Here is a 22,595-nt window from a genome sequence, read left to right as displayed (position 1 = left end):
TTCCTAAAGAATTGCTGTACCAGATACCCGATAACCGTTTCTGCCGAAAAATAATTAGGAGCCAGGCAACGCTTTTGTCCTGGCTTTGGTCTGACCGGTAGAAACAAGCATAGAGATGAACCCTTATTTTAGAAGGATAAAAAACCAGTTACATCTGGCCATTGCCTGTACCGCAGTGCTGGGAGGTTGTGATATTGCCGGCGAGGATGTTGTACCCAGGACTATTGAAGAATTCAGGCTAGTGCCCGATGAAATCTGGGACTACCGATATCCCGATGGTCCAAGTTCAATCAACCTCGATCCTCTGTTAAATGACAGCATAAAAGTAGAGGTAACTGTGAAATTTAACCAGCCACAGCATGGCAGCTTTTTTGTGGATGGTACCGATACCTATTATTTGCCTCAGGATGGATTTGCGGGAGTAGACAGGTTTACGTATACCGTATGCAGTGCAAAAACCTGCAAAACTGAGGAGGTGCTGGTATACATTGATGAGTTGCCGGATCCCAATACCTGTGTAGATGCCTTAGCAGATGATTTTGCAGAAACTACTAATGATCAATGGGTTGATGTACAGATTTTTAGAAATGACAGGATCTGCTCAAGTAATGGAATAGGGGTGGTAACTTCTCATGTGGGTACAGGACATCATGAGGTGATCTGGGGGCATGGTTCCCACCCAAATAATGTAGTGCTCAGGTATTACCCTGATAAAAACTTTGTAGGCCAGGAAACTATAACGTATGGTTACTGCCCTACTGATTGTTCCAACATGCTGGAAGCCACAGTAACTATCAATATCAAATAAAACAATTGCAGGCATGAGCGCCTCAGATAAATGTTAGTACTTGCCCATCATATAAAAAAGTGCGGGTTCATGCCTCAGTCATTGCTGCACCTGGTTTACCTGCTACAGGCATACCTGGGTGAGGTACAGCTTTGGCAGCCCCTCCCTGCTATTCGGTTAATCCTGTCGGGGCTGCTGGGAGGTAAATCTGCAGCCAAAGCAAAAGAACCTACTGAAGAGGAAATCATTGAAGGCTGCAGGCAGGGAAAGCCATCGGCACAGGAGAAACTTTACAATTTATACTCCAGGCGCATGATGGCCGTATGTGTGCGCTACACCAAATCACGTTTTGAGGCCGAAGATATTTTCCACGAGGCTTTTGTAAAGGTTTTTAACAACATCAGCAAGTACAAAGGAGAGGGATCCTTTGAGGGTTGGGTAAGGCGCATCTTTGTAAATACAGCCATTAACCACTACAACAAAAACCGCAAATATCAGAAGCAGGTCGACTACAGTGCCGTAGAGGAAATGACGCCTACCTCAGAAGATATTGTCAGTGACCTTTCCGGCAAAGAATTGCTGACCTTTATTGACCAGCTGCCCGAGGGCTATAAGCTGGTTTTTAACCTCTATGTGATGGAGGGCTACAACCATGCCGAAATAGCTGATATGCTGCAGATTGCAGAGGGCACCTCTAAATCGCAGCTGGCCAAGGCAAAGGCTTACCTGAAAAACATACTCCAGAAACACTCAATCTCTGCAAAATGCTAAGCGACAAAGAACTGGAAGATATCCGGCGAAAAATGCTGGAGCTCGAGGAAGAGCCTCCGGCTGGAGCCTGGAGCAGGATTCAGCCTGATATCCGGCCGGCATGGTGGATACGTCTCCGCTGGTGGTTGACCGGGGGGCTGCTGTTGGTAGGTGTGTTTTCCGGTCTTATGGTATATGAGCCGGCATCACTAAGCCGGATCTCTAATACCCTGTTTGAGAAACAAGCTGCAACGGATGTGGCTAAACTGCCGGAGGTGGTACTGCCTGAACCTGCCCCGGATGAAGCTGATTTACATGCTGCTGGTCCATCATCAGAAGTGCTGAACAGCCCCGCAACAGCAACAGTACAGGTAGCGGGTAGCAAAGAGAACATAGGCCAGGTACAGGAAAACAACATTGCTGCCGAAGGAGACTTGCTGCCTAATACTTCTGTGGCGCCGCAGCAAAATGCTAATGGAGCAAGGGATATCCGCACTACAGCCGGAGCTAATGAAGCAGCTTCAGGTACTAATGCTGTAGTTGCCAGGCAGCCTCATTTAGAAAATAGAACACAGGTACAGCCGGCCTTGACTGCCCAACCTGCTACAGGATCAGATAAAGCGGATGAAAAGGCCGCAAATCAGTATAAAGGTGCCGCGGTTAATGCAGCAGCTGCTGATGCTAGAAATGCCGTTAAAGCCGCTATGAGCAGTACAGTTGGAGACAAAACTGCCTCCTCAGACAAAGCTGCTGAGGCTGGCACCAGCACTAGTCCTGCTATGGCAAATAACCGGCAAGCTGAAGCGGGATTGGTGTTGCAGCCTGCCGCTGCCACTACCGATAAGCAAAAGCCTGCTGAAGAGCAGAGTGTTGTTGCTGCAGAACAGCATAAAACAGAAGCTAAAAATACTGAAGATGCTGAAAAAGCTGCAGAAGTTACCGAAAAGGCAGGGGCTGGATCGATAAGCAGTATAGATGCAGCCATCAGTACTTTGAAAGCAGGGGCGCCTGCAGGGCAGAGGGAGGAAGTAACTGCAGGAGATGCAGGCTTGCCTGTGCAGATAGTGAATACCTCTGTAAACCAGCAGCAGGTACCTATGAGTGTAGCTAAGGAGGAAAGCCTGGATGGTAATAAAGTTGATGTTGCTCCAGCAGCTGAACTGTTGCCTGTCATTGCGCCTCAGGGCTATCTGCTGGATACAGCAACTGCTTATTTTATTGCTGATAGTGTGCTTGCTGTTGCTGATTCTGCAACACAGCTTGGGGAGGCCACTGTTGTGAACAAGGATAAAAAGCAGGAAGGAGCCTGGTCTGTAGCGGTGTTTTTTGCCCCCCGTTATGCCTACAAAACTTATAAGCCTAACGGGGAAGACGAGGTGCTGATCACCAGCTTTAACAATGGCGGCGGTTCTGCAAAAGACCGTATGGGCTATGAGTTTGGCTTTAGTGTGGCTAAGGCGGTAACCCCTCGTTTGCAACTGGAGACCAGCTTGGGCTTTATGCAGTTAAAAGAAAATGTATCTTATACCTATACCAATGGTGAGGTAGACACACTCTTACGCGAGGTAATTGCCGATGGACAGATAGCCTTGAAGCCAGTTTTAGCCACTGCAGACAGGCAGCTGGTGAGCAACTATGCTTATGGCAGCTGGCGGGTAGGGGCAAACTATTACTTCTGGCAAAATAGCCTCCGCAGGTTTAACATCAGCGTGGGGGGAGGGCTTAACCTGCTGATAAAAGGCAGTACAAAAGTGTACAGCAACGGCGAATGGCTCGAAACTGTGGAGTTTCCGGCAGATGATAACCCGCTGGAGCAGTTAAATTATAATGTGCTCCTGGGCATTGGCTACAATTTGAAAGTACTTGGCAGTTATGAAGTTTCGGCAACACCCATGGTAAACTACTACATGGGCTCTACTTTTAAATCGAGGGAACCATTTGGTCTGCGTCCCTACACCCTGGGGCTTAACCTCCAGTTGAGAAAAACTTTCCTGCGTTAATTCAAGGCTTAAACATACAAGAGCCGGGGCCTGTAAAGGCTGCCGGCTCTTTTCATTTCAGGGTGTTGCTTACTATTTTACAGCATATATCTCCACGATATTATCAGCTGAGTTGCCCAGCACCTCCTGGGGTAAATTCTTAAGTATCTCCTCTTCCAGCTTTCTGATCAGGCCAATTTTGGCAAACTTCCTGGAGTACACAAGGCTTACCTCACGCACCGGGTGGTTACGGCCTATAAAGCGCAACTGCTCCCTTCTTTTTTCATGCAAGTCAAAAGAAGCTAGCTGCGGAATAAGGGTAATGCCACCCTCACGGTCTACCATTTTGATGAGGGTATGCAGGTTGCCGCTCTCGTAGCGGAACTTCAGGTCTTTAAACTGCAGCTGGTTAAGGCCACAGAGGTTGAAAGTCTGGTTGCGGAAACAGTTGCCTTCTTCCAGCATCCACAGCCGGTTCTGCAGCATTTCTTCCATTTCTATGGAATTGCCCTTTCTTTCCTTTACCAGCGATTCGTCGAGATAGGCATAGAACTCTTCGTAAAACACTGGCTTTTCCTGTACTGCCGGATCGCGGGTAGGTGTTACCAGAATTCCAACATCGAGCTGGTCTTTCTTGATCTTACCAAGGATTTCTTCGGTCTGCAGATCTTGTATATGCAGCTGAATGCCCGGGTATTTTCTGTTAAATTCCCCTATGAAAAGCGGGAGCAAAAAGGGCGATAAAGTAGGGATGATGCCAATGTTTAGCTCCCCCTTGATGATGCCTTTCGACTCATGCACAATTTCCCCTATTTTACTAACTTCATGCAAAACAACACGGGCCTGCTCTACAATACGGGCCCCCACATCGGTAGGCATCAGGGGTTGTTTGGAACGGTCGAAAAGCAGCACCCCCAGCTCTTCTTCCAGCTTTTTCAGCTGCATGCTCAGGGTAGGCTGGGTAACATGGCAGTGCTCGGCTGCTGCTACAAAGCTGCCATAGGTACTTAAAGCAAGTACATATTCAAGCTGAACAATACTGATATACATATATAGATGTTGCTTATGAAGATATAAAAATAATCAATTTTCATTATGGAGCCATCATTTTTAAGTTTGTTCAACAATTAAAGCCAAAGACTATGGAAAACAAAAAGCTTACCACAGCATCCGGCCGACCCTATGTCGAGCATGAAAACACCCAATCTGCAGGCCCTAGAGGTCCTCTGTTGCTGCAAGACTACATCCTGCATGAGAAACTGGCGCACTTTAACCGCGAGCGTATTCCGGAGCGGGTGGTGCATGCCAAGGGTTCAGGTGCTTTTGGTACGTTTACCGTTACCCATGATATCAGCAAATATACCCGTGCAAAACTATTCAATGAAATTGGCAAGCAAACCAGGGTATTCCTGCGATTTTCGACTGTAGGTGGCGAAAAGGGCTCTGCTGATTCCGAAAGGGACCCCCGCGGCTTTGCCGTTAAGTTCTATACCGAAGATGGTAACTTTGACCTGGTAGGTAATAACACACCTATTTTCTTCATCAAAGATCCTAAAAAATTCCCCGACTTCATTCATACCCAGAAGCGGGACCCTTACACCAACCTGAAATCAGCCACCATGGTGTGGGATTTCTGGTCGCTGAACCCCGAGTCGCTGCACCAGGTAATGATCCTGATGAGTGGCCGTGGTACTCCTTTCAGCTACCGCCACATGAATGGCTATGGTAGCCACACCATGTCGTTCATCAATAAAGATGGTGAGCGTTTCTGGGTGAAATTCCACTTCAAGACTGCACAGGGCATTAAAAACTTTACCGATGCCGAAGCAGCAGAAATGAAGAGCAAAGATATGGATCATGCCCAGCGCGACCTGCTTGAAGCCATCGACCGCGGCGAATTCCCTAAGTGGAATGTAAAGGTGCAGATTATGCCAGAGGCTGAGGCAAAAACCTACCACATCAATCCCTTCGACCTGACCAAAGTATGGCCTCATGGCGATTATCCGCTGCATGACGTTGGTGTGCTGGAACTGAACCAGAACCCTGATAACTACTTTGCTGATGTAGAGCAGTCGGCCTTTGCACCTGCCCACGTAGTAGATGGCATTGGTTACTCGCCTGATAAAATGCTGCAGGGGCGCCTGCTTTCTTACCCTGATGCACACCGCTACCGCCTGGGTGCCAACTACGAACAGATTCCGGTAAACCGCTGTCCGTTTGCAGTAAACAACTACCAGCGCGACGGTGCCATGCGTGTGGATGGCAATGGTGGCCGCAATCCTAACTACTTCCCGAACAGCTTCGATAACATCAAGCCTGATCCTTCATACAAAGAGCCTGCACAGGAGCTCGACAGCATTATTGCAGACTGGTACGACCGCAATGCACCGGGTGAAGATGATCACTATTCGCAGCCTGGCAAACTGTTCCGCGAGGTAATGACCGAAGAGCAACGTCTTGAAACAGTAAGCAACATTGTTGGTGCCATGAGCGGTATCACAGGTCCAAAGCGTGCAGAGATCATCAATCGTCAGCTTTGCCACTTCTTCAGGGCTGATATTGAATTAGGCATGCGTGTGGCCCAGGGATTGGGCGTAACAGGCATTGAAAACATGATGAGTGGTATGCACGGACAGCAAACTACCGTAAGCGTTCAATAAGTACAAGCCCATATATTTTGCAGTAAAGGGGAGCGTAAGCTCCCTTTTCTTTTTATAGCCAATGCAACCAGGCCTTACGGCAGGCTTAAATAGTTATGGAATAATTGCTGCACCTGGCTCTCGGCTTTTACTCTTGTGGTTTAGCGGGTTTGAAACATTTGACTTTGCAGGAATGCTTAAGCCTCCTTTAGCGCCAAGCATTACTTCTACCGTTACACAATTCTGTTTTTTTTGCTTCCGGGCGTGTTTAAACTTCACCCTTGGCACTGCAGCACCGCCCTGGTAATTGCAGCTTGCGAAAGCAATATTCAAGTATGCGCTCAAAAGGTTTAGCGGCACAGTGTGTGTTCGAACCTCTAAATTTTTATATTCATAGCAAACTTTTAGCATGAAAAACAGAAAAGTCTTTTTTTGGTCTCTTACTGTGGCCCTTGGCGGGTTTTTATTTGGCTTCGATACAGCAGTTATATCCGGGGCCGAGCAGGCCATACAGGAGGTGTGGCAGCTGAGTGAGGCATGGCTTGGTTTTACAGTAGCCGTTGCTTTATATGGTACAGTGCTGGGTGCCCTGCTGGGCGGAATACCCTCAGATGCCATAGGCCGAAAAAATACGCTTTTCTGGATTGGCGTGCTTTACCTGGTATCTGCCCTGGGTTCGGCTGTTTCCACAAACTGGTACCTCTTTCTTTTCTTCAGGTTTATTGGTGGCATTGGGGTTGGTGCTTCTTCCATTGCCGCACCCATTTACATCAGCGAAGTATCCCCGGCCAAAGACCGTGGTAAAATGGTGGCAATGTTCCAGTTTAACATAGTACTGGGCATCCTGATTGCGTACCTCTCGAACTACCTCTTGCAGAATGTGGGAGAGGGGGCATGGCGCTGGATGCTGGGGGTAGAAGCAGTACCGGCCCTGGTATTTGTGCTGCTGGTACTGCTGGTACCAAAGAGCCCGCGCTGGCTGGTGGTGAAGAAGGGAGCCATCGAAGAGGCTCGAAAGGTGCTCCGGCAGATAAATCCTGCCATGGCCGATACAGAGCTCAAGGCAATTATGGATTCTAAGGAGTCTGACCTTCGGCAGGTAGATAAAAGCAATCTTTTTTCACCCAAATACCGGATTCCGGTAATGCTGGCGGTCTTGTTTGCCTTTTTTAACCAGGTATCAGGCATCAATGCTATTATTTATTATGCGCCCCGTATTTTTGAAATGGCTGGCCTGGGCAGAGATTCAGCACTGCTATCTTCAGCAGGTGTAGGCCTCGTTAACTTAATATTTACACTGCTGGCGGTAAATATCATTGATCGTTTTGGCAGGAGAAAGCTTATGCTGGTGGGTTCATTCGGGCTTATTTTTACACTGGCAATGGTTGCCCGGTTCTTTTACATGCAGGGCGGTGAGCTGAGCCAAAGTGCAGATGGAACCATGGTAGCTGTATACCTGTTTATCTACATTGCTTTTTTTGCCTTTTCACAAGGAGCCGTGATCTGGGTGTTTATCTCAGAAATTTTTCCTAATAAGGTTCGGGCTTCGGGTATGGCGTTGGGCAGCTTTACCCACTGGATTATGGCTGCAGTTATCGCCAATATATTTCCATACATTACAGCTACACTGGGCGGAGGCAACACCTTTATGATATTTACCGTAATGATGGTGTTACAACTGCTGTTTGTGTGGTTGTTAATGCCAGAAACCAAAGGGGTATCGCTGGAGGAACTGGGGCAGAAAACCAAAGCGGCTGAGGTATAAAAAGGTATGTTATGTGTACAGATGTGTAGCGAAAGGTAGTGAGGTATATTTAAAATATACACGGGGCTAATTTTATTTTGTGCGAATAGCGCAGCGGCATTAAATACCTGAACATATGAAAGTATTATCGTTTGGTGAGATCCTGTTCGATATCATCGAAGGAGAGCCCTACCTGGGTGGAGCCCCTTTGAACTTTGCAGCCCACCTGGCCCAGCTGGGGGTGCAGTCATACATTTTCTCTGCAGTTGGTAAAGATGCGCTCGGCTCTGAGGCCCTGCGGCAGATAGAGGATCTGGGTGTTAATACAGAATTTGTTCAGGTAAAAGATGAATACTCTACCGGTACGGTGCCGGTAGTCTTCCAGAACGGACAGCCCGATTATACCATTGTGAGAGATGTTGCCTATGATTATATAGCGCTGAACGGCAATGCGAAAGCAGTGGCAAAAGCAGGTTTTGATGTGCTTTATTATGGTACGCTGGCGCAGCGCAATGAAGAATCGCGCAATACACTAAAGCAGTTACTGGAGAATAACAGCTTTAAGCAGGTGTTTTATGATATAAACCTGCGGAAAGACTGCTTCAACAAAGAACTTATTCATGAATCGCTACAGCACTGCAGCATGCTGAAGCTAAATGATGAAGAGGTGGAGGTATTGTCCGGGATGTTCTTTGATAAATCGCTGGAGTTGCAGGATTTCTGTGCCAGGATGGCCCTTGAGTATAACCTGGAGGTAATTGTAGTAACTGCCGGGGCAAAAGGCTGCTATATTCTGGAGGGCCTTGAGCTTTACTTTGTAAATGGCTACCCGGCCAAAGTAGTAGATACTGTAGGCGCCGGCGATTCTTTTAGTGCTGCTTTTGTATATCACTACCTCAAGAAAGGAGATGCGCTGGTGGCAGCCGATATTGCCAATCGTCTGGGTGCTTTTGTAGCTTCATCCAGAGGACCCCTGCCTGCCTATACTCCAGAGATCAGGAGGGTACTGGAACTGTAGCCCTCCATTAGTCTATTGCTTAAGGGAGCGTATTACACGGCAGGGGTTTCCTGCTGCAAATACATCTTCAGGGATGGATTTTGTCACGACAGAGCCTGCCCCAATCACTGATCTGTCGCCAATAGATACGCCGGGACAAATAATGCAGCTACCGCCAACCCATACATTAGAGCCTATGGTGATAGGTTTGGCAGATTCCAGGCCCCCGGCACGTTCCTCCCAGTCCATGGGATGGGTGGCAGTATATATCTGCACATTCGGGCCAAAGAGCACATGGCTGCCAATGGTTACAGGCATTACATCCAGCACCACACAGTTAAAGTTGAAGAAGACCTTGTCGCCAACAGTAATGTTGCTGCCATAGTCGCAGTAAAAAGGAGGCTCTATCCACAAACCTTCACCAGCTTTACCAATCAGGTCTTTCAGGATCCGTAGCCTAAGTTCTTCTTCATCGTCACGGGTGTCGTTCAGTTGCTTAAAAAGAAGCCTGGCCTTGCGGCGCTCTTCCATAAGCTGGGGGTCCAGTGCATTGTAAAGTGCCCCGCTTAACATTTTTTCCTTTTCAGTTTTCATAGGTTTGCCAGGTAAATGATTCTTCAGCCTTACTTTAAGGTATTGCTGGTTAAACTAAAAGCTGGTGACTTGATAAAGGCATCATGAGATACTCATGCAGAAATGTACACATAAAAACGGCTGTAGAGAAAGCAGTAAGGAGGTATTTAAGAAAAGCAGGTGAGGGATTTGATGAAACAGATTTGTTTCGTTTATTGATGCCGGTCTTTAAAAAATGGTCTTTCATTTTTTTGTCCTTTCGGTTGAAAGGATCAACCACACATCAGTACAGCTGCAGTAAATTACAAGACTAAAGCTGCAGGAAAAAGAGGCTAAGCAGCTTACAGATGGTGGGCAGGCTGGTTGCGGGCTGGTGCTGCACCGGCAATCCCCAGCAGGAAAAGCGTAAACACAAGGCATAACAGAACATAGAAATATGAAAATTGAAAAAGTAGATTTTGGCACTACTAAAGAAGGTACTCCGGTAGATTTATACGTGCTGACCAACAGTCATGGAGTTGTTGCAAAAATTACAAACTATGGCGGCATTGTAACCTCACTCATCCTGCCAGACAAAAATGGAAAGATGGAAGATGTGGTGCTGGGCTTCGATTCCCTGTCGGGCTACCTGCAGGATGATGTGCCCTATTTCGGTGCCATAATAGGCCGCTATGGTAACCGCATTGCCGGTGGAAAATTTAGCCTCGACGGGCAGGAGTACACCCTTGCCCAAAACAACGGCCCAAACACACTGCATGGTGGCCTGAAGGGTTTCGATAAAAGAGTGTGGCAGGCAGAAGAAATGCGTAGTGAGGATGGTGTAGGCGTAAAAATGCATTACCTAAGCCCTGATGGAGAAGAAGGCTATCCCGGCAATCTTTCTGTTGATGTGGTATATACCTTAACAGACAACAATGAGCTGATCATTGAATACAGCGCCACCACAGACAAGCCTACCGTAGTAAACCTTACAAACCACTCGTATTTTAACTTTACCGGCAATACTAAAAGAGACATACTGGACCACAAGGTGATGATAAAAGCCGATAAGTTTGTGCCTGTGGATGAGGACCTGATCCCAACCGGGCAACTTCAGGATGTGAAAGGTACGCCCATGGATTTTACAAATGCTGCCAGGGTTGGCCAGAGCATCAATGCCGATCATGAGCAAATAAAGCTGGGCAGGGGTTATGACCATACCTGGGTTTTGGGTGAGCCCGGCCAAATGAAACTTGCTGCTACCGTATACGAACCTGCTACCGGCCGCTATATGGAGACGCACACCACAGAGCCGGGGGTGCAGTTTTACACCGGAAACTTCCTGAACGGGCAAATGGTGGGCAAGGGCGGTGTTACCTATGATTACCGTTACGGGCTATGCCTGGAAACACAACATCTGCCCGACTCACCAAACCAGCCCCAATTCCCTTCGGTAGCGCTTCGGCCCGGTGAGACCTACAGCGCTAAAACTGTATACAAGTTTGCTGTTAAATAGTCTGCGGCAAGCAATGGTGCTATTTGTCAAAATATTAATCATACTAAGTTAGCGGGAGGGGAAGATGTGGAAGATCGGTATATCCTGCAGGTGGCTTATGAAATCATATACAAAAGTACAGTTAGTAGAAGTTGTACAGTAAACAGCTTTGGGCAAAGCACCTTTGATTATAGGGGGGAGAAGGCCCTGCTGGTGAAGGCCAGGCCTTTACATTATCTTTAGGTAAGCTTCAAATCAATTAATCTTTTTTGACAAAATTTTGATTTTGGTAATCATTTAAATACTTAATTTGTCTATAAATGTTGTAACACTAATAAAATTCAACTGCTTAATAACGAATGACAATTATGTTTAAGAAGGCTGGCAGCCGCCATTTTCTCAGCCTAATGCTTTTAGGTGGTCTTTTGGCTGGTTGTACTGCTACAAAAAATCAGCCTGCTGGTAACCAGCCAGCAGGCACTTCTTCGAACAGCAGCAAAGTTTCCAAGCTTGAGCCTTTCGATAAAGTAATCACCAAAGAGGCTAAATCGGACGAAGGGCTGTTTACCGTTCACCATGTTGCGGATAAATACTACTATCAGATTCCTGACTCTCTGATGAACCGGGATATGCTGCTGGTGAGCCGAATTTCCAAAACAGCCAACAAGATTGGTTATGGCGGTGAACGCTTAAATACCCAGGTTGTGCGTTGGCAAAAAAAAGATAATAGAGTTTTGCTACGTCTGGTAAGTTATGATAACGTAGCAAATGATTCATTACCCATCTATCAGTCAGTACAAAATTCTAACTTTCATCCCATTTTACATGCATTTGAGGTAAAAACACTGGCACCAGACTCCAGTGTGGTTATTGATGCTACGCCCTTTTTTACAAAAGATGTGCCTGCTATTGGCCTGGACAATGAACGCAGAAAAGAGTATAAAATAAGCAAGCTGGATGAAAGTCGCTCCTTTGTAGAAAGCATCAAAAGCTTTCCTATTAACGTAGAGGCTCGCCACGTGCTTACGTATAGTGCAAGCGAACCACCTTCTGAGGCCCGAGCTGCTACCATATCCCTTGAGATTAACAATTCTATGCTGTTGCTGCCCAAGGATCCTATGATGCCCCGGCTGGCAGATAAGCGTGTCGGTTATTTCACAACCAGGCAAATTGACTATGGCCTGGATGAGCAAAAAGCAAAGGAGCGTACTTACATTGTTCGCTGGCGGCTTGAGCCCAAGCAGGAGGACATAGAAGCCTACAAACGGGGTGAACTTGTAGAGCCGAAGAAACAGATTGTTTATTACATAGATCCAGCCACACCAATGAAATGGCGCCCCTACCTGAAGCAAGGGGTAGAAGACTGGCAAAAAGCCTTTGAAGAAGCAGGCTTCAAAAATGCAATAGTAGCCAAAGATCCTCCAACTTTTGAAGAAGATCCTGACTGGAGCCCAGAGGATGCCCGATATTCTGTAATTCGTTACTTTGCTTCTGATATTCAGAATGCTTACGGACCGAATGAGCATGATCCTCGTTCTGGTGAGATTCTTGAAAGTGATATCGGCTGGTATCACAATGTAATGAACCTGTTGCGTAACTGGTATTTTGTACAGACTGCTGCCATCAATCCTAATGCACAAACCACCAAGTTTGAGGATGAAGTGATGGGCCGCCTGATTCGCTTTGTATCTGCACATGAAGTAGGCCATACCCTGGGGCTGCCTCACAATATGGGTTCCAGTGCTGCCTATCCTGTAGACTCTCTTCGCTCTGCCAGCTTTACAGCACGCATGGGTACAGCACCTTCTATCATGGATTACGCCCGTTTTAACTATATAGCACAGCCTGAAGATAAAGATGTAACCTTGTTCCCAAACATTGGTCCCTATGACAAATGGGCTGTAAAATGGGGTTACAGCTACCTGCCAGAAGCCAATACACCAGACCAGGAACAGGAATTACTGAATAGCTGGACTTTAGCGCGGGCGAAGGATCCAATTTACAAGTTTGGCCGCCAGACAGCCAGCCCGATAGACCCGCGTGCCCAAACAGAAGACCTGGGTGATAATGCTATGAAGGCAAGCATGTATGGCATTAAGAACCTTAAGCGCATCATGGATGAGCTTATCAATTGGACAGGCGAAAAAGGCAAGGACTATGAAGAACTAGACGAGTTATACAAGCAGGTGCTGGGCCAGTGGAACCGTTACATGGGCCATGTTACCAGCAATGTAGGCGGAGTATATGAAACTTATAAAACCTTTGATCAGGAAGGTGCTGTATATCAATCTGTGCCGGCAGCCCGTCAGAGAGAGGCAGTAAAATTCCTGAACGAACAAGCTTTTGCAACTCCTGAATGGATGCTCAATAAAGAGATCTTACGCAGGATTGAGGGTACAGGCAGCATTGAGCGTATCAAAAACCTGCAGGAAGGTATCATCAAAAGGCTGTTTGATCCGGGTCGGCTAGCCAGACTTATTGAAGCCCAGGAGCTGGACGAAAACAACTATGGTGTGGTAAACCTTTTTGATGACCTGCGTCCGGGTATATGGTCGGAGCTAAGCAGGGGAGTAAAAGCAGATGTGTACCGCCGTAACCTTCAGCGGACTTATATTTCGCAGTTGGCAGAACTGATGCAGAAAGAACAACGGCAGGTGCCAGCCAGAGCACAATTCTTCATGGGTTTCACGCCAGTTGATGTAGAGTTATCTGATATACGTCCAATTGTTAGGGCTGAGCTGCTGCGCCTGCAGCGTGATGTACGCAGCGCCCAAAACCGTACCTCTGATACGCTCACACGCTATCATTACCAAGACCTGGTAGAACGTATTGAGGAGATTCTGAATCCTAACAAAGCATAAGCTAGTCTTATTCAAAAAAGATAAGAGTTATCTCAATTTTGAGAAGCCAAGAATAATAGTCAAAAATGCCTCTGGAGATTTCCAGAGGCATTTTTTTATGATCAACCAAGTAACCTGGAACACCTGCAGCCAGCAGCAGACGCACATTCTGCTCGATCGGTATCAGAAGGTAAGAACTCTGTCCGTGCCAGATTCATTACCCTGGTAATCTACTGCCGTTACACGGTATTTGTTTTTGTTCCCCGACTTTGCACTTTTCACTGTAAAGCTGGTGAGGGAGGTGAAGCCGATCTTCTCTTCATTTTGGTAGATGTTGTATCCCAGCAACTTTTTGTTATCGCGGGCTTTAAGCCAGCTGAGTACCACCATGTCATTTCTGGTGGCTGCGCTTAGCCTTGCAGGTGCCGATGGCGCTGTGGTATCGGGCTGCAGGCGCTGTACGCAGTTAATGAGGGCTCTGAGCTGGTGGTAATTTGCCTTCCAGATCTGGCCTTTCAGGGCGGTTTTCTGTTCCGGTTCCTTATCAAGCCCTCCCTGGTACCAGTCGCCATACACATGGTCTATCAGGTAATTTTGGCAGTAGTCCCAGAGCTGCTGAAATTTGCCGAAGTAATCCATCTCATCTTCAGGAAAATGCTCGGCCATGAGCAGCAGGCTGTTTAGGCCTTCGGCCTGCGACCACCAGTTTTTACCATCTTTAATGATAGTAAGGCCCGGTTTATCTTTGAAATAATAGCCCTCGTCGTAAAAACCTCCCAGCTGCTCATCCCATCCTTTTTTAAGGGCATGGTCTACCATTTTTTTTGCTACTGCCATTGTTTTGTGGTCGTCTTTGAGGCCCAGTGCGTGAGAAGCCTCCAGCATCAGGTAGGCAGTTTCCACATCATGCCCGAAGGATACATGGTCGAGGTAGCGGTGTTTGAGGATAGCCGCCTCGGTAGAGTCCCGGAATGTAAGCGGAGTCCAGTCGGGCTCAAAGAACAGCTGCATATAACCATCTTTGGTGGTGATGGTATCGCGCACCAGCACCAGCATTTCTTTCAGGCGCAGCCGCAGCAGGCTATCGGGCCACACCTGGTACAGATCGGTAAAAGCCTCCAGCAGGTGAATAGAGCTGTTATGATCTTTGTAGCCAATATCTGAAGTAGATGGAATATTTCCCGTTCTTTTGATAACTTCTCCATTGCGTTCCAGGTGCTGAAAATAGCCCCGGTGCGCCGGGTCGTGGCTGTAGGTCTCGAGCCAGTAAAAGGTTTTTTTAGCCAGGCTAAGTGCGCTGGTATCGCCGGTGGCTATGTAATGAGCGGTAAGTGCATAAATACCAAATGAATTGCCATAGGCTGTTTTTTGTTCGCCCCCGCTACCCTTTGGCTTACCCTGCCGGTCAACAAGCGTATAAAAACCCCCATACTCCTGATCCCACATCACATCGCGCAGGAACTTAAAGCCGTGATTAGCCCCCTCTTTATAATGGACAAGCTCGGGATACAGCACGGCAGCTTTGGCGTTTGCCCAGGTATGACGTGCCTGGGTAACAATCATTTTATCCTGCTGGCCTGTTGGCTTAAAGTTATAGGTGAAAGTGCTCAAAAAGCCTCCATGCTGCCGGTCTATTGCTTCAGGGTACCATTTATTAAGGAGTTCTCTTTTGATGGAATACTCCATTTCCCTGGCAATTTTCTCTTTCGTATTTACCTGTGCATGAGCAAAAAAAGACAAAGAGCATACAAAAGCAAGAAGGAGTAAAACTGGTCGAAATCGTATCATTTGGCTAGGCAATACAAATTGGTTGATGTACAAGGTAACAGGTTACATGCCGGAATTTTGTACTCTCCGGTTATTTTCGAGGTGTTCTTTCATATTACCGCTTCTGAATTTTTATTGGTGTATTCTGTCAGCTACAGTTATATGAACTGGGGTAAAACAAAAGCACACGCAATATGCGTGTGCCAAAGTTAACCAAAGATTGTATAATCTGTAAGTGACTTTTCCACTCCTGCCCCTTACTGCTACTTCCTGGTCTTTTGCTGTGGCTGTTGCCCAAGGGGCCTGTTAAGCAGTTTATCGGCGGCCAGTACCAGGAACATGTAGTTAGAAGATCCGCCACCCAGTACATACTCGGTTTGCTGCCAGAGGTAAGGCCACTCGAGCAGCTCCGGAAAGTCCGGACGGATAAGGGCAGTGCCTGAACCAACACCGCCCGGAATATATGACCATTCGTCGCGGTTATTGCCATAGGCCACTGTGAGCGATTTTGAACCAACCCCGGAAGCAAAAGAAGAGGTGTTAGAGCCTGGGTGCACGCCCAGTACAAAGTTAAGGGCATGCAACATGTAGTTGTTGGGGAAGATCTCCGGGAAACCAGTGTGCAGGAAATACTGCTCTACACCAAAATCCTGTATACCCCAGCCAGCACCCCAGATATCCGGCTTGTAAGGCATGCCATAGGGTGTTTCTTTTTCCTGTGCATCTACTTTTGCCTTGTGGTTTTTAACAGCGGCAGTAATGGTATTGCGGTACTTTTTATTATTGATCAGGGGCAGGGTGCGGCCTACCATCCAGCCTGTTCTGTCAATATGCTCACTGATGCTGGCAGCATTGCTTACCAGAAAATCAGCATACTTTTTATTGTTGGTTGAAATCAGCAATTCTGCAGCAGCATGCACACGCTGCAGCGGGTCTTTCTCCTGGGTTCTGTTCCAGAGTTCCTCTGCTACACGCAGGGTTTCTTTTGATAAATCATCATTGTAACCTTTCAGTGCACGTGAAGCGCTGGCCAGGCATGCTGCTACCATCAGCTCACGGCGAGGGTTGTCTTCTGTAAATACCCAGCGATCGTCAGGAGCACCTTCAAAACCTATTTCGGGAGTAGGGTTAGGGGCTGCCGAAGCCTCAAATACTTTGTTGTCTGTTTGGGTGGCAGCATCGCCCAACAGGGTATACTGGCGCAGATCTGGTTCAATAATGCCACGGTACAGGCGGCCAAGTGAATTGTAACCTGCCACAATGGTGAGGGCACCATGCTCTATCTGCTGCAGAATATCATTTTTGCCATCGGGGCGGTGCAGCTCTGCTACATTTTTCTCCTGGTCAATGGTGGTGTTGTCGTAGTTAACACCAAATTCTTCAAAGGCCAGCGCAAGGATGCGAATCTCATCGGCCTGCGATTCCACACGCATGTCATAGTCGCCGGCATCGTGCCAGCCGCCTACTGCAAGACCTGGAACATGCTGCCCGGGTTCAAATTTTGTGAGCGTGCTTTCTCCCTGCAGGTAGCCATCGAAATGGTTGGTGTTGATGGGAGCCATGCGGGCATCATCCATGTGGCAGAGGTCGTGCCATACTTTGTAGCGATCGTTTATGCGCATGTGGCACATTTGCACAGGCAGGAATGTTTCCAGTACTGGCTGCCATACGTGGCGCTGGTATACCGTTTCGCTGATCTGGAAAGGATTGGTTTCAAAATCGCCGTACTTAATGAGGTACATGCCAGGCTTCTCTACACTGCTAAAATCGAACTGGTAGTAATGGTAACGCAGAAAATTGCCCCAGTCTTTGGGTGTTACCTCCTGTACTTTCTCCAGGCCGCCACTTTCTTTAACACGGAACAGCGTAACAGGCAGCTTACTGTTGTCGCTTCTGTCGGTTTCTATCACCGCTATTTTTTGCTGTTTGGGATGATAGCCCACCTGCGATACCTGTACAACCGGCTCGTATTGCCAGCCTGGTATGGCATTGGGCGTAATCAGCCATTCGATGGCACCTTTTGAGGCGCCTGCAGGTACCAGCGAGCGGACCACAAACCAGCCATTATTGTGCTGGGCGCGGCCATCGATCAGCTGCAGTTCATTATCCTTCAGGTTCTGGATGGTCATGGTCTGGCGCTCCGTCTCCGGCGCCACCACCAGGGTTTTGCCGGTTGCCATTGGTTCGGTCTGGTATTCCTTTTGCTGATCATAAGCACCGGGGCCATTCAGCTGGCGGGGAAATATTCCAAACTTATCGTCCATGTAATAGCTTTTCCCGAACAGTATGCCCGGGAATAACTCAAAGTTAAACCCAACCCTGCCAATCCACTCGGCCGGCAGGGGCTTATCCAGATCAACAATAATGCGGAATGATTTACCTTCCGGCACTACCCTTAGGTTGTAAGCAAAATCCAGATCGGGGTAAATGATGGGGTTAAAGCCCTTCCTGTTTTTTTCTGGATCGGGATAGGCCATGCGAACGCTGATTTCGCCGGTGGAGCGGTCTACCACACGCTCACCCACTTTGGGCACCGGCTGCCACTGCCCCGGGGTTGGTTCCAGGCGTATATCGCCATTGGTAGCCACACGCAGTCCATTTTGGATGATCCCTACACCACCCTGGTGACTTTCAGGATAAAAGTCGTGGGCCAGCATTACGTTCAGGCCTGTCATTTCCAGGTATTCCTGCTCGTTGAGGGTGAGTTTTTGTTGCTGGTTCTGTTGCTGCGCACTGGCGGGCATCGCCAGATGGCTAAGGGCGGCGCAGCCCAGTACCCAGAACATTCGATTGAATAGCACTTTTTTCATTGGTTGGTTTTGTATAGGTTGAGTAACTGTGCAACTGTAACGATAATTTAAATCCCCTGCTTTACATCAGGATACCAGAAGGATTGTAGTGGTACTGATGTAGCGGTAGGTTTGCATGTGTATGGGTAAGAAAAACAGCGGAGACATTTACCCCTGTCTTCTAATATAGAGAAAATTCTTGGCGTTTTGGCCAGTTAAAACGTTGTAGATTTTTCATTGTGGTCTTAGGGGAAGCAAGCATGAGCAAAGAAGCAGATGGCCTTTTGTGCTGAAGCGCAGCCTTAAATCATAGGAATCAATCTACATGAAAAAAGGCTACCCGATGGGTAGCCTTGGTTTCCTTTTTAGGGATGATATGTTTCAAATCCTTATTTGTTGAACGTATTTTGCAGGAACCAGTGCAGTGCAGGAATATCAATGAACAACAGGCCTACCAGCAGCACACCCAGGAACACAACAAACAGCCTGAAGTATTTTTGTCTGTAGAGCTTCTCCGGCTTCTGGGCAACAGAATCTTTCTGTAGGCCGATTTTCAGGTACCAGGCAAACAGCAGTGCAAAGAATGGAAAGCTGATCAGCAGCTCAATCCTGTTTTTGATCAGGAAAATACCCAGGAAGAAAGTAGAAGTAAGCGCATAGAATACAGAAGAAATCAGCAGGCTGTTTTCGGTATAGAACTGGAATGATTTTCTGTACAGGCCGGCTACTTTAGGGTCGTTGATAAAGCGGTACTCAGCAAAACGCTTGATACCCATCAGGAAAGCACCACCCATCCAGTATGCAACAATAATACTAAGTGGAGGGAAAACAGCAGAAGGAACAAAAATGTACCAGCCCAGTGCTAAACGGATAGGGTTGTTGATAGACTCAGACAGTACGTCGATAAAAGGTCTGTCTTTAGATCTTAGTGGCCTTACATTGTAAATGATACCCATTACCAGCAGTAATACTTCCAGCAGGAAGAAAGGCATGGAAATGTAGTAGGCAAGGGCAAGGCCCAGTGTTGCCAGGAACAGGTACTCCATGTAAATGTAAGGGGCGTGCAGGTTTTTTGTTACCGAAGGCCTGGCTTTTTTAACCGGGTGGAACTTATCAAATTCGGCATCGAGCCACTCATTGATCACGTAGTTGGCAGAAGCAACAAGGCAGGTACTGATCACACCCACCAGCACATTCACCAGCAATTCAACAGACCAGGTAACATCAAAGTAAAGGATGGCAAACAACATGCCCGGCACCATAAAAATGTTCTTGAACCAGTGGTCAGGTCTGGCTAGCGCAATGTAATCTTTCAAAGATGAATTCACCTTTGGTATGGCTACTGTCTCTGCAGGAGATTTTGAAAAATTCTGATCCATGTTCGTGTAAGCTTTGAAAAATGAGTGATTTAATTCTTGTTTTTTATTACTGTCTTAGCTAAAGCTTTATAAAAATCTGATCGTTTGTCGTCGTTGGATAAGATATAGTACTGCATTCCTATCTTGCGGGCACATTCACCATCCAATTCGTCACGATCACCAATAAAAAGACACTTCTCAACAGGAAAGTTAAAGTTTTTCATGATATAAGTCAAGCCGTTAGGGCTTGGTTTCAGGGAGTCCACTTCTTTATCAGTAGAAGACACTATCATATCGGCCTCCAAACCCATTGCCTGTAGTTTTTCTTTGGCAGGATAATCGGAATAGATCGCTATTTTAATGTTCTGTTTTTTCAGTGATACGAAGAAATCCCTGACGCCGGGAAAGCTGCACTCCTGCAAATACTGCAGGGGAGCCTGGTACATCCATTTTTCAACTACTTTTTTTACATTTTCGGCCGGTGCTTTGATTTTCTTTGCACACAGCTCATACTGGGCATTTTCTATGTTTTTCACAGGATTGAAGTTCATCAGCTCCCTTTCCTTTCTGAACACCCGAATGATCTGCAGGTCATATGCACTCCAGGGCCTGAACATATAATGACCGATGAGGGTACGCCCCATCTTTTTACGCAGCCTGGACTGATCATACAAAGTGCCGTCAACATCAAAAATTACCAGCTCAACATTATTCCAGTTAATGTTCATGTATGTACTCAATTGTTGTTTAAAATGTTATGTAAAAGGCCGCTTTCTCCCATAGTTTTCAGTCTTTTCCGGGTGTATGCCTCAGAATTGGGCCTTGTTATTCTAAAACCACCGGTCAGCTTGCCGGTACGTAGTTCAAGTCCCTCCACTATAAATGGAGCACAGGGCAGGGGTGCATCCCAGCATTGGGCTGTAGAATCAGGAACCCATATATCTATCCCCTGGTACTTTACCTGCGAGAAACCCTCATGTACTGCTTTCACAGGGTACACCAGGTAATCTTCAGGAGTGTTTTTGTACCACCACAACACATTGTAAATGGGTTTAGAAAAGAACACCAGCAGAAACACCGCCATTAAGGGCAGGGTATAGGCTGAAAAACGTTTAATAAGCAGGTACAAAAAATAACTCATACACAGCAGGTACAAGCCAACGGTAAAGCCCATACCGTACCTAAAGTGAGGGGCCGTAAAAAACCAGAAAAAGATTCCGGCATATACAGTAAGGAACAACACCAGTATACCGCTGGTCTGCAGGGTAATTTTTTCTTTTCTAAGCCTGATAATAGCTGCAACTGGTAATGCAGCGCCCAGCACTATGATCAGCATTACAATAAGTCTTTCACTGGTATTTAATTCCCAGAACCAGTGCGGAAGCCATTCAGCAATTGACAGGCGGTCAACGTCGGTAAAAAGCATTCTTCTGATCTTAGCAAAAGATCTTGTTTCTGTTAGCTCTACTTTTACCAGCTCTTCCGGAATTTTCCAGTCAACGGCCAGTACATCCAGCTCGCAGAAAGGATACACCAGGTAGCCGGACAGCACAGCACTTCTGGCCATCCAGGGGGCGGCCAGCATAATTACTGCTGCAGTTACAGGTACCAGGGATCTGTAGTTCTGTTGCTTAAGCTGCAGGTAGAGCAGGTAAAACGAAAGCAGGGCAATAGGTGCGGCAGAAAGCTTTATGATAACAGCAAACAGGGAGAAAATCAGGATCAGCATGCTTCTGACATCAAATGCCTGCAGGCTATTCTGCTCAATTTTTTGCAGAAACAGAATGAACACTACCCATGTGATGTAGGGAATCACCAGATCCGGAGAAGGAGAGACAATATAGGTAAACAGCAGGTGGAGTGGCGCGATGGTAACCACCTTGAATACATCACTGAAAGTATAATTACCTTTGATAATATGTTGGAGCCCTTCCAGCGCAAACACGACTACCACTATAAAAAGTAGTCCGTTGAGGTCATTGAAAGGCATGCCTAAAAATGAGAAGCTAAACAGTGCAGAGAGCACATGCCAGCCTGAATTAAAAGAAAGCTTAAGGTGCAGGTTCCCCAGGCCCGTAATAGCAGGATAGCTTTCAATCCACTTAATGGTTTGCTGATAATACAGCCCGTCGTCGAACTTAGCCTGCGGCGAAGCCGACAGGGCAAGGCCCATTGCCACTGCCACTAAAAAGATAATGTAGCTAATGGCGGAGGTGTTTTGCAGTGCCTGTTTGTAGTGGCTGAAGTCTTTGCGAATAGACTTTGCTTTGATCAGCGCATAGAGCAGGGCAGGAATCAGAATAATGATGTTCGCCAGTACAGCTATTTTGATATAGAAAGCCAGGCAGGTGGTGAGGGCTGTCAGAACAGCAAATCCGCCAATGATATACAAAGAAAAGTGGATCCTGTCCTTGTCACGGGTAACAAAGCTCAGAGCAGAAATAAGTGCATGTCCATACACATAAGAAACAGACAGGGCATATAACCAGGCTAACAGCACTAACAGCATAAAAAATTAGAAGAGTTACATTTAAAAAATCAATGCTTCAGTAACACTATATCATGCAAATCTAAGGAAAAAACAAGACAAGATTCAATATTAATTTAAGTTTATATATAAATAATACAAATATAGTTGTCGTTGGCAGTTTGTTAATCTGAAACCATTATTTAATCGCACAATCTTAACAAAGCAAATAAGTATCATCAGCCATGTTATCGCCATGGAGATGGTTTGTTTGCCCCGGATTCAATGCAAAAAAGAAACAACAGGCATACCTGAAAAAGCAGATGTATGTTAAATGTTGTGGTGCTCCACCAGGTTGTGACCATTCAATCCTCGTAAAAACACCTAATGCTTAATGAGATAGTTAGGGTATAGCTATACATAATTCAACA

General features: G+C 46.8%; 15 protein-coding genes. 8 read left to right on the top strand and 7 right to left on the bottom strand.

Features of this window, described 5'->3' with window-relative positions:
* The first annotated feature begins 115 nt into the window (after nucleotides 1-115).
* From KWJ01_RS18490 to KWJ01_RS18480, 3 genes are all read left to right on the top strand, one after another.
* A complete protein-coding gene (locus KWJ01_RS18490) occupies nucleotides 116-808 on the top strand; it encodes an Ig-like domain-containing protein (RefSeq protein ID WP_224998471.1) in 693 nt (230 codons plus the stop codon).
* A 69-nt stretch (nucleotides 809-877) separates the two neighbouring features.
* Nucleotides 878-1,558 carry an RNA polymerase sigma factor gene (locus tag KWJ01_RS18485; protein WP_224998470.1) on the top strand — a complete coding sequence of 227 codons (681 nt, stop codon included), beginning with the start codon at nucleotides 878-880 and terminating at the stop codon, nucleotides 1,556-1,558.
* Nucleotides 1,552-3,537: a hypothetical protein gene (locus KWJ01_RS18480; protein ID WP_224998469.1), complete on the top strand. Its 1,986-nt coding sequence runs from the start codon at nucleotides 1,552-1,554 to the stop codon at nucleotides 3,535-3,537. The genes KWJ01_RS18485 and KWJ01_RS18480 overlap by 7 nt, the downstream gene beginning before the upstream one ends.
* Before the next feature lie 72 nt (nucleotides 3,538-3,609).
* Here KWJ01_RS18480 and KWJ01_RS18475 read toward each other — a convergent pair whose 3' ends face one another.
* Nucleotides 3,610-4,566 carry a hydrogen peroxide-inducible genes activator gene (locus KWJ01_RS18475; RefSeq protein ID WP_224998468.1) on the bottom strand — a complete coding sequence of 319 codons (957 nt, stop codon included), beginning with the start codon at nucleotides 4,564-4,566 and terminating at the stop codon, nucleotides 3,610-3,612.
* A 92-nt stretch (nucleotides 4,567-4,658) separates the two neighbouring features.
* Here KWJ01_RS18475 and KWJ01_RS18470 point away from each other — a divergent pair, with 92 nt between their 5' ends.
* The 3 genes from KWJ01_RS18470 to KWJ01_RS18460 all read left to right on the top strand — a co-directional run bounded on the left by KWJ01_RS18470 (nucleotide 4,659) and on the right by KWJ01_RS18460 (nucleotide 8,917).
* Nucleotides 4,659-6,176: a catalase gene (locus KWJ01_RS18470; protein ID WP_224998467.1), complete on the top strand. Its 1,518-nt coding sequence runs from the start codon at nucleotides 4,659-4,661 to the stop codon at nucleotides 6,174-6,176.
* 388 nt (nucleotides 6,177-6,564) lie between these two features.
* On the top strand, nucleotides 6,565-7,920 hold the full coding sequence (locus tag KWJ01_RS18465; RefSeq protein ID WP_224998466.1) for a sugar porter family MFS transporter: 1,356 nt from the start codon (nucleotides 6,565-6,567) through the stop codon (nucleotides 7,918-7,920).
* A gap of 115 nt (nucleotides 7,921-8,035) precedes the next feature.
* Nucleotides 8,036-8,917, top strand: a complete 882-nt coding sequence (locus tag KWJ01_RS18460) for a carbohydrate kinase (RefSeq protein WP_224998465.1) — start codon at nucleotides 8,036-8,038, stop codon at nucleotides 8,915-8,917.
* Nucleotides 8,918-8,929: 12 nt separating this feature from the next.
* Here KWJ01_RS18460 and KWJ01_RS18455 read toward each other — a convergent pair whose 3' ends face one another.
* Nucleotides 8,930-9,490 (bottom strand): sugar O-acetyltransferase, encoded by a 561-nt coding sequence (locus KWJ01_RS18455; protein WP_224998464.1) that lies wholly within the window; start codon nucleotides 9,488-9,490, stop codon nucleotides 8,930-8,932.
* A 415-nt stretch (nucleotides 9,491-9,905) separates the two neighbouring features.
* Here KWJ01_RS18455 and KWJ01_RS18450 point away from each other — a divergent pair, with 415 nt between their 5' ends.
* A complete protein-coding gene (locus KWJ01_RS18450) occupies nucleotides 9,906-10,964 on the top strand; it encodes an aldose epimerase family protein (protein ID WP_224998462.1) in 1,059 nt (352 codons plus the stop codon).
* Nucleotides 10,965-11,311: 347 nt separating this feature from the next.
* Nucleotides 11,312-13,804, top strand: a complete 2,493-nt coding sequence (locus KWJ01_RS18445) for a zinc-dependent metalloprotease (RefSeq protein WP_224998461.1) — start codon at nucleotides 11,312-11,314, stop codon at nucleotides 13,802-13,804.
* A gap of 162 nt (nucleotides 13,805-13,966) precedes the next feature.
* Here KWJ01_RS18445 and KWJ01_RS18440 read toward each other — a convergent pair whose 3' ends face one another.
* The 5 genes from KWJ01_RS18440 to KWJ01_RS18420 all read right to left on the bottom strand — a co-directional run bounded on the left by KWJ01_RS18440 (nucleotide 13,967) and on the right by KWJ01_RS18420 (nucleotide 22,206).
* Nucleotides 13,967-15,571, bottom strand: coding sequence for an AGE family epimerase/isomerase (locus tag KWJ01_RS18440; RefSeq protein ID WP_224998459.1), 1,605 nt, complete (start codon nucleotides 15,569-15,571; stop codon nucleotides 13,967-13,969).
* Nucleotides 15,572-15,813: 242 nt separating this feature from the next.
* Nucleotides 15,814-18,360 (bottom strand): glycoside hydrolase family 9 protein, encoded by a 2,547-nt coding sequence (locus tag KWJ01_RS18435; protein WP_224998457.1) that lies wholly within the window; start codon nucleotides 18,358-18,360, stop codon nucleotides 15,814-15,816.
* 368 nt (nucleotides 18,361-18,728) lie between these two features.
* A complete protein-coding gene (locus KWJ01_RS18430; RefSeq protein WP_224998455.1) occupies nucleotides 18,729-19,718 on the bottom strand; it encodes a UbiA prenyltransferase family protein in 990 nt (329 codons plus the stop codon).
* A gap of 29 nt (nucleotides 19,719-19,747) precedes the next feature.
* Nucleotides 19,748-20,425 (bottom strand): HAD family hydrolase, encoded by a 678-nt coding sequence (locus tag KWJ01_RS18425; RefSeq protein ID WP_224998453.1) that lies wholly within the window; start codon nucleotides 20,423-20,425, stop codon nucleotides 19,748-19,750.
* An 8-nt stretch (nucleotides 20,426-20,433) separates the two neighbouring features.
* On the bottom strand, nucleotides 20,434-22,206 hold the full coding sequence (locus KWJ01_RS18420) for a hypothetical protein (RefSeq protein ID WP_224998451.1): 1,773 nt from the start codon (nucleotides 22,204-22,206) through the stop codon (nucleotides 20,434-20,436).
* Between the last annotated feature and the right edge of the window lie 389 nt (nucleotides 22,207-22,595).

The sequence above is a fragment of the Cesiribacter sp. SM1 genome, from assembly GCF_020178975.1.
Lineage (GTDB): Bacteria > Bacteroidota > Bacteroidia > Cytophagales > Cyclobacteriaceae > Cesiribacter.
The sequence above is the reverse complement of the archived record's forward strand: the minus strand, read 5'-3'. Positions and strand labels throughout refer to the sequence as shown.